20 protein-coding genes are annotated in these 16,482 nt (G+C 39.9%); 7 read left to right on the plus strand and 13 right to left on the minus strand.

The annotated features are described in order from the left end of the window. The first annotated feature begins 1 nt into the window (after position 1). Entirely contained in the window at positions 2-1,798 is a 1,797-nt protein-coding gene (gene pepF / locus SK608_RS03035; protein ID WP_033676495.1) for an oligoendopeptidase F, read from the plus strand. Between the two features lie 168 nt (positions 1,799-1,966). Here the strand turns inward: pepF and SK608_RS03040 are convergent, their stop codons facing one another. Beyond that, the gene (locus SK608_RS03040) at positions 1,967-2,356 is read right to left on the minus strand and encodes a nuclear transport factor 2 family protein (RefSeq protein ID WP_033676496.1); all 390 of its coding nucleotides are present in this window, start codon (positions 2,354-2,356) and stop codon (positions 1,967-1,969) included. Positions 2,357-2,506: 150 nt separating this feature from the next. On the opposite strand from SK608_RS03040, the gene SK608_RS03045 reads away from it, so the two are divergent. Continuing rightward, entirely contained in the window at positions 2,507-2,839 is a 333-nt protein-coding gene (locus SK608_RS03045; RefSeq protein WP_033676499.1) for a winged helix-turn-helix transcriptional regulator, read from the plus strand. A gap of 11 nt (positions 2,840-2,850) precedes the next feature. Then, on the plus strand, positions 2,851-3,642 hold the full coding sequence (locus SK608_RS03050) for a DUF2785 domain-containing protein (protein WP_033676500.1): 792 nt from the start codon (positions 2,851-2,853) through the stop codon (positions 3,640-3,642). Between the two features lie 107 nt (positions 3,643-3,749). Here SK608_RS03050 and SK608_RS03055 read toward each other — a convergent pair whose 3' ends face one another. Next, positions 3,750-4,514: a (S)-acetoin forming diacetyl reductase gene (locus SK608_RS03055; RefSeq protein ID WP_000048147.1), complete on the minus strand. Its 765-nt coding sequence runs from the start codon at positions 4,512-4,514 to the stop codon at positions 3,750-3,752. Positions 4,515-4,770: 256 nt separating this feature from the next. Between SK608_RS03055 and SK608_RS03060 the strand changes: the two genes are divergently transcribed. Then, a complete protein-coding gene (locus SK608_RS03060) occupies positions 4,771-5,439 on the plus strand; it encodes an MIP/aquaporin family protein (RefSeq protein WP_033676501.1) in 669 nt (222 codons plus the stop codon). A 57-nt stretch (positions 5,440-5,496) separates the two neighbouring features. Here the strand turns inward: SK608_RS03060 and queF are convergent, their stop codons facing one another. The 7 genes from queF to SK608_RS03095 form a co-directional block, all read right to left on the minus strand. Continuing rightward, on the minus strand, positions 5,497-5,988 hold the full coding sequence (queF, locus tag SK608_RS11420) for a preQ(1) synthase (protein WP_033676502.1): 492 nt from the start codon (positions 5,986-5,988) through the stop codon (positions 5,497-5,499). Between the two features lie 18 nt (positions 5,989-6,006). After that, complete coding sequence (gene queE / locus SK608_RS11425; protein ID WP_033676503.1) at positions 6,007-6,723, minus strand: 7-carboxy-7-deazaguanine synthase QueE; 717 nt, start codon at positions 6,721-6,723, stop codon at positions 6,007-6,009. Next, positions 6,716-7,159: a 6-carboxytetrahydropterin synthase QueD gene (queD, locus tag SK608_RS03075; protein ID WP_033676505.1), complete on the minus strand. Its 444-nt coding sequence runs from the start codon at positions 7,157-7,159 to the stop codon at positions 6,716-6,718. Before queD ends, queE begins: the two co-directional genes overlap by 8 nt. Then, positions 7,159-7,812, minus strand: coding sequence for a 7-cyano-7-deazaguanine synthase QueC (queC, locus tag SK608_RS03080; RefSeq protein WP_033676507.1), 654 nt, complete (start codon positions 7,810-7,812; stop codon positions 7,159-7,161). The genes queD and queC overlap by 1 nt, the downstream gene beginning before the upstream one ends. Positions 7,813-8,013: 201 nt before the next feature. Beyond that, on the minus strand, positions 8,014-8,328 hold the full coding sequence (gene trxA, locus SK608_RS03085) for a thioredoxin (RefSeq protein ID WP_001029581.1): 315 nt from the start codon (positions 8,326-8,328) through the stop codon (positions 8,014-8,016). Positions 8,329-8,343: 15 nt separating this feature from the next. Next, positions 8,344-8,565, minus strand: a complete 222-nt coding sequence (locus SK608_RS03090) for a DUF4649 family protein (RefSeq protein WP_000570256.1) — start codon at positions 8,563-8,565, stop codon at positions 8,344-8,346. A 99-nt stretch (positions 8,566-8,664) separates the two neighbouring features. Beyond that, entirely contained in the window at positions 8,665-9,045 is a 381-nt protein-coding gene (locus SK608_RS03095; protein WP_033676510.1) for a MarR family winged helix-turn-helix transcriptional regulator, read from the minus strand. 282 nt (positions 9,046-9,327) lie between these two features. Here SK608_RS03095 and SK608_RS03100 point away from each other — a divergent pair, with 282 nt between their 5' ends. Further along, positions 9,328-9,702, plus strand: coding sequence for a CidA/LrgA family protein (locus SK608_RS03100; RefSeq protein ID WP_000781322.1), 375 nt, complete (start codon positions 9,328-9,330; stop codon positions 9,700-9,702). Further along, entirely contained in the window at positions 9,699-10,394 is a 696-nt protein-coding gene (locus SK608_RS03105) for an LrgB family protein (protein WP_001288952.1), read from the plus strand. The genes SK608_RS03100 and SK608_RS03105 overlap by 4 nt, the downstream gene beginning before the upstream one ends. Positions 10,395-10,445: 51 nt before the next feature. Here the strand turns inward: SK608_RS03105 and gggC are convergent, their stop codons facing one another. The 3 genes from gggC to SK608_RS03120 all read right to left on the minus strand — a co-directional run bounded on the left by gggC (position 10,446) and on the right by SK608_RS03120 (position 14,667). After that, entirely contained in the window at positions 10,446-11,993 is a 1,548-nt protein-coding gene (gene gggC / locus SK608_RS03110; RefSeq protein ID WP_033676513.1) for a streptosactin export ABC transporter GggC, read from the minus strand. 274 nt (positions 11,994-12,267) lie between these two features. Further along, positions 12,268-13,416: a cell wall-binding repeat-containing protein gene (locus SK608_RS03115; RefSeq protein ID WP_000703838.1), complete on the minus strand. Its 1,149-nt coding sequence runs from the start codon at positions 13,414-13,416 to the stop codon at positions 12,268-12,270. A 12-nt stretch (positions 13,417-13,428) separates the two neighbouring features. After that, positions 13,429-14,667 (minus strand): caspase family protein, encoded by a 1,239-nt coding sequence (locus SK608_RS03120; protein WP_033677743.1) that lies wholly within the window; start codon positions 14,665-14,667, stop codon positions 13,429-13,431. A gap of 98 nt (positions 14,668-14,765) precedes the next feature. Here SK608_RS03120 and SK608_RS03125 point away from each other — a divergent pair, with 98 nt between their 5' ends. Next, positions 14,766-15,629, plus strand: a complete 864-nt coding sequence (locus SK608_RS03125; RefSeq protein ID WP_004249316.1) for a helix-turn-helix domain-containing protein — start codon at positions 14,766-14,768, stop codon at positions 15,627-15,629. 80 nt (positions 15,630-15,709) lie between these two features. Here SK608_RS03125 and SK608_RS03130 read toward each other — a convergent pair whose 3' ends face one another. Beyond that, on the minus strand, positions 15,710-16,477 hold the full coding sequence (locus SK608_RS03130) for a hypothetical protein (RefSeq protein WP_000498768.1): 768 nt from the start codon (positions 16,475-16,477) through the stop codon (positions 15,710-15,712). Between the last annotated feature and the right edge of the window lie 5 nt (positions 16,478-16,482).

Raw genomic sequence — 16,482 nt, forward strand, 5'->3', positions numbered from 1 at the left:
AATGGAACAAAAACACCGTTCAGAATTTCCAGAGAAGGAACTTTGGGATTTAACAGCCCTATACCAAGATCGTGAAGATTTCTTGCGTGCAATCGAGAAGGCTCGCGAAGACATCAACCAGTTTAGCCGTGATTACAAGGGCAATCTTCATACTTTTGAGAATTTTGAAAAGGCCTTTGCAGAATTGGAACAAATCTACATTCAGATGAGCCATATTGGAAACTATGGATTTATGCCTCAGACGACAGACTATAGCAATGACGAATTTGCCAATATTGCCCAAGCTGGGATGGAATTTGAAACAGACGCCAGCGTAGCTCTGACCTTCTTTGACGATGCCTTGGTGGAAGCTGATGAGGAAGTCTTAGACCGTTTGGGTAAATTGCCACATTTAACAGCTGCCATTCGTCAGGCAAAAATCAAAAAAGCCCACTATCTAGGGGCTGATGTGGAAAAAGCCTTGACCAATCTTGGTGAAGTTTTCTACAGTCCACAGGATATTTACACTAAGATGCGAGCTGGGGATTTTGAAATGGCTGACTTTGAAGCCCATGGCAAGACCTACAAAAACAGCTTTGTGACCTATGAGAATTTCTACCAAAACCATGAGGATGCTGAGGTTCGTGAGAAATCCTTCCGTTCCTTCTCAGAGGGACTTCGTAAGCACCAAAATACGGCTGCTGCAGCCTATCTAGCTCAGGTTAAGTCTGAAAAACTATTGGCAGATATGAAGGGCTACGACTCTGTTTTTGACTATCTTCTAGCTGAACAAGAAGTGGACCGTGCCATGTTTGACCGCCAGATTAACCTCATCATGAAGGATTTTGCGCCAGTCGCTCAGAGATACCTCAAGCATGTTGCAAAGGTTAATGGTCTTGAAAAGATGACTTTTGCAGACTGGAAATTGGACTTGGATAGCGCCCTTAATCCTCAAGTGACTATTGACGACGCCTATGATTTGGTCATGAAGTCAGTAGAACCTTTGGGGCAAGAATATTGTCAGGAAGTTGCTCGCTATCAAGAAGAGCGCTGGGTGGACTTTGCTGCTAACAGTGGCAAGGATTCCGGAGGTTATGCGGCGGATCCATATCGCGTGCACCCTTATGTCCTCATGAGCTGGACAGGTCGTTTGAGCGATGTCTATACTTTGATTCATGAAATCGGCCATTCTGGTCAATTCATCTTTTCAGACAATCATCAGAGTTACTTCAATGCTCACATGTCGACCTACTATGTCGAAGCGCCGTCAACTTTCAATGAATTGCTACTCAGTGACTACTTGGAGCACCAATCTGACGACCCACGTCAAAAACGTTTCGCTCTTGCCCATCGCTTGACAGACACCTACTTCCATAACTTTATTACCCACCTCTTGGAAGCAGCCTTCCAGCGTAAGGTGTATACATTGATTGAAGAAGGAGAAACCTTTGGAGCAAGCAAGCTCAACAGCATTATGAAGGAAGTTTTGGCCGATTTCTGGGGAGATGCCATTGAGATTGACGACGATGCAGCTTTGACTTGGATGCGCCAAGCTCACTACTACATGGGCTTGTATAGTTACACTTACTCAGCAGGACTAGTCATCTCGACTGCAGGTTACCTTCATCTGAAACATTCTGAAACTGGAGCTGAAGACTGGCTCAATCTCCTCAAATCAGGTGGTAGCAAGACACCGCTTGAGTCAGCTATGATTATCGGAGCGGATATCTCAACAGATAAACCACTTCGTGATACGATTCAGTTCTTGTCTGACACAGTTGACCAGATTATCGCCTACAGTGCCCAGTTGGGAGAGTAAATTAAAAGAGTCTGGGACAAAAGTCTAACCTTAAATATAAAAAGCGAACAAAACGAGTTATCTGACACTCAGAATTCTGTCTTGTTCGCTTTTTTTCTAATCTATCGATTTTAAAAATTTATAATAAAGAATTCCTAAAATCAAAATTTTTTGTCCTGGCCTCTTAAATTATCCCCAAAAGCTATCTTCTTCAGCTTGATCTGAAGAGAAGAGCCAAACTTCTTTGATTTTTCCGTCTTCAATGCGGAAGAGGTCAATCCCGTTCATATTGAGTTCAGTACCATCAGCCCGTGTTCCAAGAAAAGTAACATTGGCTGCGATTAAATCCTTATTGTCAGAAACCCAATTTGTTATCACTTTAAAGGTTCCATTAGTTTTCTCAGCAAATGTAGCCAGGTGAGTTCCTAGCTTGTCCTTACCAACAACTGAACCAGATATACTATGATTACCAGGTTGATGCCAGACAATATCGTCTGCCATCGTTTCAAAGACACCAGGAAAGTCACCAGCAATTAAAGCTTGGTTATAAGCGTTGAAAATTTCTAAGTTTGTTGACATATATATTCTCCATTTCTTTTTTATGATATAATTGTAACAGTTACAAACAAAAAAACAAGTAGACACTTTTTCGATAGCTAGTATCAAAAGTAGTACTATTATTGATACTAAAAGATAAATTTTTTTAAAAAAATAGAAAGAAGATATTTTATGACAAATAAAGTGAGTGAGTATGGTATTTGTCCATTTGCGACAACGCAGAGGGTTTTAACAGGGAAATGGGCACTGGTAATCATTTATCAGTTGAGTACGGGTACCAAACGATTTAAAGAATTGCAGAGATTATTGCCTGGGATTACTCAAACTATTTTGACCCGTCATCTCCGTCAATTAGAAAAGGATAAGATTGTTCAACGAAAGGTCTATGCCGAAGTTCCACCACGAGTTGAGTACAGCTTAACTGAAGTGGGGCAGGAATTCAGAGTTGTTTTAGATGCTGTCGAGAAATGGGGTCTAGATTATATCAAGTTGCTAGAAATGTAGAGGTATTGCCCATGTATCAAGAGTTACTTAGAAAAATGGCAGAAGAAAAACCAAGTTATCATGAGGAAGAAATCCAATGGTTGCTTGATCATTTGGGAGATCCTTCTCCAGAAATTCGCGATGATCTTGTTTTTACAAACTTTGCTAGAGGGATTCAGGAAGAGCTATTTACACAGGAACAATTTCATTTCATTGCTGAGGTTGTCTTAGCTGATGGAGGACTAAATAAAGAAATTGATAAGGTAGGTCTGCCAACCCTTGAACGTTCTTTTAGGGCGCTTATTTATGCAAATCTCTTGTCTGCGGATACCAACCAGCAATCGATTTTTTATCAGGGATTAAAAGCAGAAATTCGTAATGTCCTTTTAAATCAAGGCTTGCACTATCTTTCAAAAGAAAAGGATACAACGGGTTTTTCAAGTCAGTACGGTTGGGTTCATGCTTTTGCACATGGAGCCGATTTACTGACAGAGGTGGTTTGTCATCCAGACTTTCCTAAAACCAGAGTTCATGAAGTATTTGATATACTTGGCCAACTATTTAAAAGAATTTCGATTCGCTTTACAGATGATGAGGATTGGCGTTTAGCAAGAGTAATCTATGAACCTATTTTACAAGGGAAGTTGGAGCAAGAGAAAGTGACTTCTTGGATAAAAGCTGTTGACTTTCCGATAGAAGAAAGGGAAGATTTTTATAAATTTTCCAACTTCAGATCCTGTCTGTTGGAAGTCTATGTCCAACTTGACCAGAGAAATAGTTTACAAGATGACTTGAAAGAAGCCATCCAGTCTTTTCAATACTAGGGATAAGCTAATATTATTTATTGAAAGAGTTTCTATTGTATCCTCCTAACTAATAATGAAAACTAATAAAAGAGGTTAAATCATTTTCCAACCTCTTTTCTTGTATCTTAATGGAATTGCATACCACCATCAACGATAATGGTTTGTCCTGTAATGTAGTTTGAATCTGGCCCTGCAAGGAAGCTGACAGCAGCAGCCACATCTTCTGGTTCAGATAGACGTTTTAGGGTAATATCTTTTGCAAATGTCTGCATACCCCACTCGTCATCTTTTCCTGCATTTTTACCAACTTCATGAGCGATATCGTACATCATTGGTGTTTTCACAATACCTGGTGCGTAGGCGTTAACAGTGATGCCTGAGTCTGCTAAATCACGTGCTAATGTTTGCGTAATTCCACGAACAGCAAATTTTGTCCCACCGTAAACAGTTAGATTTGGATTACCGACTACACCAGCTTGAGAGGTTGCGTTGATAATTTTACCTCCGTGGCCAAGTGCTTTAAATTGCGCTTGTGCAGCTTGTGAACCCCAAATGACACCACCAACGTTGATACCGAAAGTGCGTGTAAATTGTTCCTCAGTAATTGTATCAAGAGGAGTAGTTGGAGCAACACCAGCGTTATTTACGACAACATTTAAATCACCAAAATGGTCAACAACCTTTTGAAATGCTTGTGCAACTTCGGCCTGTTTCGAAACATCGGCCACGACAGCAAAGGCATTTTCAGCTGATAATTCGGCAACAGCTTTTTCAGCTGTTTCAGGATTGTAGTCTAAGACTCCTACCTTAAAGCCATCTTGAACCAATCGTTTTGCGATTGCAAAACCGATTCCTTGACCTGCACCTGTGACAATAGCAACTTTAGACATATGATTCCTCCTTGGTATTCACGATACCATTCAAACGTTCATAAAAGAACAGCAAAGGTTTACAAATAAGCTTCGATAATGGGTTTTGTAAACCCTATCAAAACTACGCTATTAGTATACACCTTTGAAAAAAATGTTTCAAATAATCACTACCGTTTTTACAGAATTCTAACCTGAAATTTCCAATCAATTTTCTTGAAACCCTTTCCCTCTTTTGATAGACTAGTATCTAGTTTTTGAACAAAGGAGAAAGAAAATGAAAAAATTTGTTGCTGAGTTAATCGGTACTTTCATGCTTGTGTTCGTCGGAACAGGAGCTGTCGTTTTTGGAAATGGTCTTGATGGTCTTGGACACCTTGGAATTGCTTTTGCTTTTGGTTTGGCAATCGTGGTTGCAGCCTACTCAATCGGAACTATTTCAGGTGCTCACTTGAACCCAGCGGTTTCGATCGCTATGTTTATTAACAAACGTTTGTCATCTTCAGAGCTTGTAAACTACATCCTTGGACAAGTAGTTGGAGCTTTCCTTGCGTCAGCTGCGGTATTCTTCCTCTTGTCTAACTCAGGCATGTCAACTGCTAGCCTTGGTGAAAATGCCTTGGCAAACGGTGTCACTGTCTTTGGTGGATTCTTGTTTGAAGTCATCGCAACCTTCTTGTTTGTTGTGGTTATCATGACTGTTACTTCAGAAAGTAAAGGAAATGGCGCGATTGCTGGTTTGGTAATTGGTTTGTCATTGATGGCTATGATTCTTGTTGGATTGAACATTACTGGACTTTCAGTAAACCCAGCTCGTAGCTTGGCACCAGCTGTCTTGGTAGGTGGCGCAGCCCTTCAACAAGTTTGGATTTTCATCCTTGCCCCAATCGTTGGTGGAGTTCTTGCAGCCCTCGTTGCAAAAAACTTCCTTGGAACAGAAGAATAATTGAAAAACAAAAAGCCTTGCTCCTCAGCTTGAGGAACAGGGCTTTTTCGTATGAGTTTAGCGGTTGTCAATTTTCTCTGGATAAAGGTCGTGTTGGAATAGGCGTTGTTCTGCCAAGCCTTCATACTTAGTTCCAGGCTTACCGTAGTTGTAGTAGGGATCGATTGAGATGCCACCGCGCGGAGTGAATTTTCCCCAGACCTCTAAATAGCGAGGGTCTAGCAAGTTGACCAAGTCTTTCCCGATGGTGTTGATACAGTTTTCGTGGAAATCTCCGTGGTTTCGGTAGCTAAAGAGGTAGAGTTTGAGGGATTTTGACTCAACACAGAACTTGTCAGGAATGTAGGAAATATAAATAGTCGCAAAGTCTGGCTGAGCAGTGATTGGGCAAAGTGAGGTGAATTCAGGGCAGTTGAATTTGATGAAATAGTCATTTTCCACATGACGATTGTCAAAGGATTCCAGGACTTCTGGTTGATACTCGAAAATGTAGTTGGTTTCTTTGTTGCCTAGTAGGCTTAGGTTTTTCATTTCTTCTTGTTGTGACATGATTTTTTCTTTCTAATCTTAAACACCACGTTTGTTGTCGTAGAGGAGGGTATGGAGTTGAGGAAGGACGCGGACATTGCCCCAGCTATCGTCGGCAGCGATGCGTTCCCAGAGTTCTTTGAGACGGTCCAGTTGGTCTTGGACAATATTACCCGTAGCCTTGGGCTCAGGATTTCCTGCTGATAAAAAGAGAACATCTGGTTGGTAGCGTTCTTGTATGCCTCTGGCAAAGGCCAAATCTACATCGTCAAAGACAGGGATTTTAAAGGTGACCTTGTCTGGATCAAGTTGGGAAACGATAAAGTCCAAGGTTTCAAAGTTGACTTCCATCTTGGATGAAGGAGGTTTTGGACTGAGAGTAACCTGGTCGATGTCTTTCAACCAATTTTGCCAGCGGGAGCCTTGAGTTTCAACAGCTAGAGTGACACCACGTTTCTTGAGTTTAGTGACCAATTCAGCCATGTTGGCTGCTAGGATAGCAGGATTTCCCCCAGATAGGGTTACATAGTCGTAGCTCCCTAATTTATCCAAGGCAGCAATGACCTCGTCAGCAGTCATACGAGTTGGCTTTTCAGAGCCATCCCATGTAAAGGCAGAATCGCACCAGTCGCAGTGGTAGTCGCAACCTGCAGTGCGGACAAACATGGTTTTCTGCCCGATTGCACGGCCTTCGCCTTGAAAGGTTGGGCCAAAAATTTCCAAAACTGGTAGTTTGAGGACACGTTCCCTAGTCATCTAACCACTCCCGTCTAAACTCTGCAAAGGCAGTCGGAGTTTCATAGAGGCGAACATATTCCAAACGGAGACCGCGCTCGTCTGGCAACTCTTGGTTCATGGTTTGGAAAATCCAGTAAACCATATTTTCAGCAGTCGTGTTCATATAGGGAAGAGTTTCATTGAGATAGCGATGATCCAAGTGGGGCTCTAAGTAGTTCTTGTAGATCGCTTTGATATCTCCGAAATCGTAGGTCATGCCACGTTCATCTAAAAATCCACTGACAGCAATCTGCAGATGATAGGTGTGGCCGTGCAGGGACTTGCATTTTCCCTCATAGTGAAAGAGGTGGTGGGCAGCATCGAAGGTAAATTCTTTTGATACCAAGGTTCTGTGTGGATTGTAGACAAGAGACTCCCCAGTTTCTCGTTTGATTTCTTTGGGTGCAAAAAACATTAGGCTTCTCCTTTCTGTGAGAGATAAACATCTAAACCATGTTGACGTAGGTGGCAGGATGGACAATCTCCACAACCACTTCCGATAATCCCGTTGTAGCAGGTTAAGGTCTTTTCACGAACATAGTCAAAGGCACCGAGTTGGTCGGCTAATTCCCAAGTTTCAGCCTTGTCTAGCCACATGAGAGGTGTTTGGATAACGAAGTCGTAATCCATGGCAAGGTTGAGGGTAACATTAAGGGATTTGACAAAGACATCTCGACAATCGGGGTAGCCTGAGAAGTCTGTCTCGCAGACACCTGTCACGATATCTTTAATACCTCGTTGCTTAGCAAGGACTGCCGCAAAGGACAGAAAGAGGTGGTTGCGACCGTCAACGAAGGTATTGGGAACCTCTCCCTCTTTTTGCTCGATTTCCATATCAGAGGTCAGGGCATTTTCAGTGATTTGCCCCAGCAGAGACATATCTAGGATATGATGACGAATCCCCTGTTCCTTAGCGATTTCTCTAGCAACTTGAATTTCGAGGTGATGGCGTTGGCCGTAGGCAAAGGTAACGGCTTCGACCGTTTCATAGTGTTCTTTAGCCCAAAAGAGGCAGGTTGTAGAATCTTGACCGCCACTAAAGACGACCAAGGCTGATTGACGTTTCATAATACTCCTTCCAAAATGGGAAATGTTCAGAGCACGCAAAAAGCTCCCTTGAGGGAGCTAAAAAATACCAAGTAGAGGTTTTTTTTAGCGATGGCATGTCCCAAACATCGTAATATTCTACTTATAGTCTAGCATATTTTTTGAAAAATGGCAAAGGGCAAGAAAAAAGAGACCAAAGCAAGTACTTGGTCTCTAGTGCGATTAGCTCAATTCAGCAACGATGGCCTTGATTTGTTCTGCTGTGTGAACACCAGCAACTTGTTTCACCACTTGGCCGTCTTTTTTGAAGAGAAGGGTTGGGATAGACATGATTCCAAAAGCACGAGCTGTGTTTGGATTTTCATCAACGTCCATTTTAACGATTTTCAAAACATCTTCTGAAAGTTCTTCAGACAATTTATCCAAGATTGGACCTTGCATACGACATGGACCACACCAAGTTGCCCAGAAGTCTACCAAGACCAAACCGTCTTTTGTTTCTTGTTCGAATGTTGCATCTGTAATTGCTTTTGCCATTGTATTTCTCCTTTTTTAGTTATATTGGCTTAAATCTTGTTTCATGAGGTAGAAGAAGACATCTCCATAAGTCCCATGGTAGTCCAAATCATGACCGTTATAAGTCAATTTTTGGACAGGGTAGTAGTCTGCGACGCCGATAAGGCAAGCTTGTTGTGAACGATCAAAGTCTTCATAAGATTCGAAAGTTACAGTTCTTTCGTTCTTGCTGGCATCTAGATAGGTAATTTCAATCATGTTTAAAACTCCTTTGTTTAATGATGATTTTATTTTACTCCTTGTAAAAGAGAATGTCAAGAAAAATGATTGCGCACGCAACTTTTTTCTAAAATCATCTTAAATCAAGAAATCCAAACCAGTTTCCAAGCTTTCTTCAACAGCCTTTTGTAGTGTGGCCAGTGTCTTTTGCCCATCACCTGTCAGGCAGATAAAACTAGAGCGTCTATCTTGATCACAACACCTGCGACTAAGTAGACCGCAATTTTTGGCTTCCAAGCGAGCCACCATCCGAGAAACAGCGCTCGGGCTCAGATGAAGCTTATCTGGCAGGTCAATCTGGCGTAGAGATTTTTCTTGAGCCAAGTCCAGATAGTAGAGCAGGTAGAACTCTTTCAAGGTCAGACTTTGCTCGCTCTGTTGGGCAATGGTCTCTTCCAAGAGACTTTCAATTTCTTTCTGACGCCGATTGAAGTCAAACCATTTTTCCAAATAGGTCATAGTATCTCCTTTCTTTTTAGAGTTGTAAATAGAAGAAAGTCCATTCACGGACAGTCTCTGTATCACAAGATGATTGCGCATGCAATAATTATACTACTTTTCAAGAATGCTGGCAAGAAGGACGCTGGAATATTTTATCCTAAATCATGCCTGTTTTCACAAGTCAAGAATTGTTTGTATCCCCTTTCCTTTCTAATTTTCATTATCCCTTGTGCATTTCCTTGAAATTTTCTGAAAAAAGAGTAAACTGGTATGCAAGAAGTCTATTTCGTGGAGTTTAGGATGAAATTATATGTTCAATTAATGATTCTCTTTGTGATTTCTCTAATCGGAGAGGGGATCTCTAGTTTCTTTCATTTGCCCATCCCAGGCAGTATTATCGGTTTGATTATTCTCTTTTTAGCCCTACAATTCAAGTGGCTGAGAACTAGGCATGTCAACATGGTGGGGAATTTCTTGCTGGCCAATATGACCATTCTCTTTTTGCCACCAGCAGTGGGAATCATGGAGAAGTTTGATGTGATTGCTCCCTATCTTTTGCCAATTGTTTTGATTATCTTTTTTGCAGCAGTCATCAATATTATCCTCATTGCTTTGGTGGTTCAGTTTATCAAACGACGGTTTGAGGGAGATTATGAGAAAGGAGATGCCAAATGAGTGAATTTGTTTCCAATCCCCTGTTTGGGCTTGCCCTGTCTATCCTAGCTTACCTGGTGGGAATGCTGATTTACAGGCGGTTTCCCCATCCTTTGACAACGCCCTTGCTTTTGTCAGCTGTTTTCATTATCATCTTTCTAAAGGTGACGGGTATTTCTTACCAAGATTACTACCAAGGTGGGGTTTATCTGAACAACTTGATTGTCCCATCGACTGTTGCTCTAGGGATTCCGCTTTATAAGAGTTTTCATCTGATGAAGCACCATGCTCGGAGTATTCTCTTTGGTAGTTTGCTAGCAGTAGTTGTCAATACCTCTTTCACAGCCCTTGTAGCTAAGATTTTTGGCATGGACTTTTTCTTAGCCATTTCTCTCTTTCCTAAGTCAGTAACAACCGCTATGGCAGTGGGAATCACAGAAAAATTGCAAGGTTTGACGACTGTGACCTTGGTCGTTGTAGTGGCTACTGGGATTTTAACCAGTGTCATCGGCCCAACCCTTTTGAAGTGGTTGAAAATAGATGATCCAGTAGCTGTTGGTCTTTCCCTTGGAGGAACAGGCCACGCAGTCGGAACAGGCACAGCCTTTCGATACGGTTCTGTAGCAGGAGCCATGGGTGGCTTGGCTATCGGTGTTACCGGTATTCTCTATGTCTTTGTCAGCCCTATCGTAGCCAGTTTGATATTGAGTTAAAAAGCAAGGAATTTGAGTTCCTTGCTTTTTAAAATCGTATGTTATAGAGCATTACTTTTCTCTGCTTAAATGAATGACTTGGTCGTAGTGTTTTAAGTCCTCTTCTGTGTAGTGGTGAATGACTTCAATGACTGTTTGAGGTAGGGAGAAGAGCAAGTCACTAATTTTTCTGCTATTTTCCAAGTCAAGATTGGCCTTAATCTCATCAGCTAAGATGAGCTGGCTATCATGGTAGAGGGCGCGAGCGATTTCAAGGCGTTGTTTCTCGCCACCAGATAGACTATCATTTCTGAGCGTTCGATTTTTCAAATGTTCTAATCCTGTTTTTTTGAGGATATGATTTAAAGTCTCTTTATTTTTATCCAGTCCCAGAAGGATATTGTCTTCCAGAGATAGTGTGTCAAAGTAATGGCTATCTTGGAGGATATAGGAACTAAAGCTTGTGATTTCTTTACGTGACAGGTTTTGACCAGCAAAGCTAATCTGTCCACTTGTCGGTGTCTCTTCTCCATGAATGATATTGAGTAGGGTTGTTTTACCAGAGCCACTTTCCCCGATAATGGCGATTTTTTCTCCTTGCTTAATGTGCATGGAAATCGGAGACAGGAGGCTATTCCCATCTTTTTCTAGGGAGATGGTGTTAAGCTGGATAGGGAAAATATTTTCTATGCTTCTAGGCGAGATGAAGTTAGACTGGCTCAAAAGTTTTTGGTATTTGTTGAGAAGAGTTCTATTCGCTTTTCGGGTGTTGGTAAAGTAAGCCAACTCTTGGAATTGATAACCGATATTATGGGAAACTAGATAGATGGCCACAAAACTCGCCGCATCTAAATAATTATAGTAGGTCATAAAGCCACCGATGACGATTGGTGTGACAGAACAAAAGGCATCGATGCTATTGATCAAGAGACTGTTTAAAGTGCGTTGCTTTTCATAGTTGATTTCGGCATCTAGACTGGTTTGTAATTGCTTTTGATAGCGAGCAAAAAAGTAGTCTTGCCCCTGATAATGGCGAATTTGTTGGCTACCACCAATAAAATTTGTCAAGCTTGCTAAGTAGCTCTGGTTAACAGTGGACCGCTTTTCAGAAAGTGAATCCAATCGCTTTGATCCGATAGCACTGCAGAGTACAGGAAAGGAGTAGAAGAGGATGAAAATCAAGCCCAGGTAAAAATTGGTCCATAGGGCATAGAGAATGGACACAGTTGTGAAGCCAAGAGAAGAAATGATGATGACCGTTGGCTCGATATAGTTTTCTTCTAGTTGCTTGATGTCGTTTTCTAGGTCAGACAAAATATCCTTTTCATCAATCTCATAACTGTTTAAAAATCGCTTGAAAATAGCACTCTTGATTCCATATTTGAAGTCAGTAATCAAACGGGCGTAGTAATAGCGTTTCCCAGCCAAACCTAGTAAGAGGATGAGATTACCAAGGATTCCTAAAATCAAAACTTTCCAAAGAAGGCCTAGTTCTTGATTGGTAAAACTAGCAACAATATTCTGAACAAGGGCTGGCGTGATAATTGCTTCCAGCCAAGTAATGGCAATAGAAAAGAAGTAAAGTACGAGGTGCTTCTTGGTAACAAATCTTCTCAGCATAAAGAGTTGCCCTCCTTATCGATATACATGTAATTAGTTTTAAAGTCATTATACTCCTTTTTATTAAATACTTCATATAAAAATGTAAATTTTGGGGGATATACAATTAAATGACAATGTCAAAATGTAACAGATTAAATAAAAAGCGAACAAAACAGAATTTGTTGTTTCGATTCGCTTTTTGTATTATTAAATAGATTTTTCTTGTAGTTCTGATAACATTTAGTCTGAGCAGGTGCACTAATAGCTGATGGAATAAAATGTATACTTTAGCTTATTTCCAAGCGCCACTGGCATCTACATAGTAACCATCAGGTGTATAGGTGTTGTGAAGCATCTTACCAGTTGAAGCAAGATAGTACCACTGACCGCCATCTTTTACCCAACCAGTCGCCATAGCACCTGAATTGCTTAGGTAATACCAAGAGTCACTATCTTTTACCCAGCCTGTTACCATAGTACCTGAATTGTTTAGGTAATACCAAGAGCCACTATCTTTGAGCCAGCCTGTTGCCATAGCACCTGAGTCTTTTAGGTAATACCAAGAGTGATTATCATATAGCCAATCACTAGCAATCATGGCTCCTGATGGTTTAAAGGCATACCAGTTGCCACCTTGATAGAGCCAAGTTTGATTGAACATGACACCTTTATCATTCATAAAGTACCAGCTTCCATTGTCCTTAACCCAAGAATTTTGAACTAATTGACCTTGTTTTTGATAGTACCAGGTTTCATCGTCACTATTTTTTCGATTTAGCCAGCTTTCTGCTTTTACAATCGGATAAAGTGTTCTGAAGGCTCCTCCCCCCTTGTAGGAATGACTGATAACTCCTGGTTTTACAAGTTTCATACCACCAGACTCCTCTGCCCAAGCAAAAACTTTTTGACCATTGACAGTCTCTGGTAAGGTGGCAGTATAAGTCTTGGTTTGATAGTCCCATTTGGTATCAAGGTAGGTGTATTGATCATTAGATTCTTTAATATGGTAGTAGCCTCTCTTTCCACCGTCATGATATACATCATCAACCACTTTAGTGGACCAGGTCTTCACCTCATTTCCGCTCTTGGCCTCTACCTTGATATCTCCTCTATAGCCATATGGAACATAGAAATTCAGGTAACGTCCTTCTTCACCGATATTGGATCTATCCACTTCTTGAGCTAGGAAATTGACAGTCTGGTCTTGACCATCTAAAGTAACTTTCCACTCGATTTTCTCAGTTGTTGGCAAATCCAAGGCTTTGATATCTATGTCATGGCCATTGTTAAATCGAAGAATTTTACCATCTTGATATTGAACACCACCCTTAATACGCCATACCTCTTGTAGCTCAAAAGCTTTGGCAGATTGAGGAAGAATAAACATAGCCAACCCTGCCAATGACAAACTAAATAGTGTGATTTTTTGTGATATTTTCATTTTATGAACTCCTTATTTTTTGAATAAAACAAATTGACTGTTTTTTGGATAAACTGATACATGTTGCTCTTCGTGAATTTGTGATGCAGCTTCAAGGACTAGAGGATAAGAGTATTGATACAGTTCCTCTAAAGTAATTTTTCCGTTAGTATTGGTGTCTGCCATAGGCGAAATCATTCTATTTTGAAGTGGATCCCAACCTGTACCCATTGCCCAGTATCTAGTGGCAAGACTACCTACTCCGACCGCACTATACGATTCTTCACCCATACAAGAGGCACATAGTACGAGGAATTTAGAATCAAGCATTTCGCCATTCTTGCTTGCTATATCTCCTGTTGAAAATCCTGCCAAAAATGCTTGATCATCAAATCTTTTTTCAGACTTGGAGGCAACCTTTTTGTTTGGCTTATCTACATCTATAATCGTTCCTGAATAGCAACAATCCAGCATAACAACAAACTTACCTTTGTATTGTTTCAGTATGGATGCTAATTCCCAACCTGAAAATGATGTTTTATCGCTACCAATGGCTATCGTTCCATCTTCTCCACCATGACAAGTAAGGTAAAGGTAGTTCACATCGCTTTCGCTAGAAGATTTGAAAAGCTCTTGCATTTTTGCAATAATCTCGGACTTAGTTTTATCTGGGAACCGAACAACTTTACTAAAGTTTTGGTTGCTAAAAACCTTTTCCATAGTATTAACGTCTTCGATAGGTACTTCTATCGTTGATGTTTCACCAAGAACTAAAGCACGGCGATTAATCGTTTGTCTTGCTCCACTAGTGGCAAAGAAATAGGTATCATCTCCGATATTGTGCCAACCTGTCTGCATAGCACCGCTATCAGCTAAATAATATTGTTGTCCTTCGATAGTCTGTAGGCCAGTTTGCATGACACCGCTAGTATTTAAATAGTACCAACTACCAGAAATCAAACACCAGCCTGTTTTCATAGCACCACTATCATCTAGATAATACCAATTTCCATGCTCATTAAACCAACCTGTTTTCATCCAACCTTCACTATCAAAATAGTACCAGGTTTCATTGATCTTTTCCCACCCGTTTTTAGTGTAAGAACCGTCAGAATGTTTATACCACCAACGGCCATTCGATTGAATCCAACTGCCGTCAGAGTGACTATAAGCCTTGGGAGAAATAGATTCTTGAGCAGAAACTGGACTATTTACTGATAGTGATGTCACTAGGCTCAGTAAAGCAACTGATGACAATAAAATTTTTTTCATAATCATATTGTCCTTTCTGTTTTATTTTTGTATAATCATAATCATATCACAAATAAAAAAACAGGTTTTATTTTTTGCAGAAATGGAAGAGGAATAGTATGGAAAATTTTGGAGCAGTTTTAAAGGATATTCGTATTTCAAAAAATTTTCGTCTTAAAGATTTGGCTTGTGATAAGATTAGTGAGTCAACTATTTCTCGTTTCGAAAATGGGATTACAAAATTATCTATTGATCATTTTTACATGTTATTAAATCGCCTGGGGATATCATTTTCGGAATTTGAAGAATTAGTTCATTGCTATTATTCTAAAAAAGAATGTTTTTTTGAAGAACTAGAACATGCTGTAAACTCTTCAGATATCATTTTGTTACAAGAACTAATAAAGAAAATAGAACTAAAACAAAAGCAGGAAAAAAGTTTATGCAATTGTCACATAAAGTTGATTGCTGAACAACAGATTAATCGCCTTGCAAACCTTCCTTACAATGCATCTAAATGTAATGAGTTAATAAAGTATTTGCTTTCTGTAGATAATTGGATGGAGTATGAACTGAAAATTTTCTATAATTCGGTGTTTTTTATGAACACTAAAACCATAAGTTTACTATATAGAGCGGTAATCAAGAAAACACGACATTTTTTAAAAACAGATATGGGAACACATAGAGTAATTCCTTTATATTTATTTAATTTAGAATTATTATTAAAAAATAATTTGTTAGATAGCGCTCAATTTTTTATAGATGATTTAGAAAATTTACTGACCAGACAAGGATATTATTTTGAAAAGACTTATTTGCTTTTTTTAAAAGGTATTTATCTTATAAAAACGAATCAAGTAGAGTTAGGTAAAAAAGAATGTTCCAAAGCTATGAGAATATGTAAGGAATATAATGATAGTGTCACAATAGAGAAATTAAACAAGACCTTTAAATCAGATTTAAAAGGATTTGTTTTTTGAATAAAGTTAGACAGAAAATGAGATAAAAGAAAAAAGGATAGCCTCTCTGTGATGAGATGTTATCCTTTTTGATTATGAAACTATTGCAAATTAACCTTGTTTCTCAAGATATAGTAGGTTCCGAGATAAAAGATAGCTATGAAAATGAGTTCTTCAACAATACCTATGCTTGTTCCCATATAGAAATTATCATTAAATCCTGCAAGTGAATTGACATAGAAGTTAGCACTGGTATTGAAGAAGACTTCAATAAATCCAATGACGATTAGGATTCCAATGTAGGCTACAATAGCGAGTGCTGTACGGTATTCATTGAACAGTTGTCCAATAGAAATGGCCAAGTAAATGCAGAGGATTCCTGAGATTGTACTAAGCAGGAAGGATACCCCCATAAGAGAGAGTTGAGGAAGGTATGTTCCTACAAGTGGAATCAACTCAGAATTTGATATCCATTCTGGAACCGTTATAGTCACAATAATAACAGCACTTAGAGCCAGTACAGCCGAGCTAAGGATAGACCAGATGAAGGCTCCGACTAATTTAGCAGTGATGATATAGTGCTCAGAAACTGGCAAGGTCAAAGTCAGATAGCCTTGTCGGTCATATACACTACCTTTGAAGCGTTTAATGATTAAGAAAAGAGTTGAAATCCCCAGTGTAATTATCAAGCCACCGAAGACGAGAGCCAGAAAGATAAATAGGAAAGGTTGGCTATCTTTGAAAGATACATAAGAATAGTAGTGTCCTTGCATTCCTATGGGGACGGAAAGGACTAGCACGGCAGCGTAAAGGGCTAAATACCACTTGTTAACATTTTTAAATTCGTAGCGAACTAAATTCCAAAACATAATAA

This window comes from Streptococcus mitis subsp. hohhotensis (assembly GCF_000722775.1).
In the GTDB taxonomy this organism is placed as follows: domain Bacteria; phylum Bacillota; class Bacilli; order Lactobacillales; family Streptococcaceae; genus Streptococcus; species Streptococcus carlssonii.